We start from the raw sequence: 388 nt of genomic DNA on the forward strand, positions 1-388 counted from the left end.
GATTATAATAGTAGTTTTTTGGCAACTGAGCATTTAATTGAACAAGGCTGCAAACGAATTGCTTACTTGGTGGTTAATAAAAGCTTATCAATTGGTAAAACCCGGATGCAAGGTTACATTGATGCCTTAGCAAAATATAACCTTCCTTTTGATGAAAGCCTAATTGTAGATTGCAGCAACAGCTACGAAGAAAACAGTGTGATTATCAAAAATGCACTCCAACAACTGAAACCCGATGGGGTTTTTACCTCTGTTGAGCGTTTGGCTTTTGCCACTTATTACGCCTGCTACGATTTAAACATCAATATTCCAGGTAATTTAAAAGTGATTAGCTTTTCGAGCCTCGAAATAGCGCCATTACTAAATCCATCATTAACTACCATTACTC

Annotated in this window: 1 protein-coding gene; it reads left to right on the forward strand. The window is 36.9% G+C overall.

Annotated features, from left to right (window positions below):
- Positions 1-18: 18 nt before the first annotated feature.
- On the forward strand, positions 19-388 hold a 370-nt coding region (locus RM812_RS42755; RefSeq protein ID WP_311586517.1), incomplete at its 3' end, for a substrate-binding domain-containing protein.

It is taken from the genome of Streptomyces lancefieldiae (genome assembly GCF_031845825.1).
GTDB lineage: Bacteria > Actinomycetota > Actinomycetes > Streptomycetales > Streptomycetaceae > Streptomyces > Streptomyces lancefieldiae.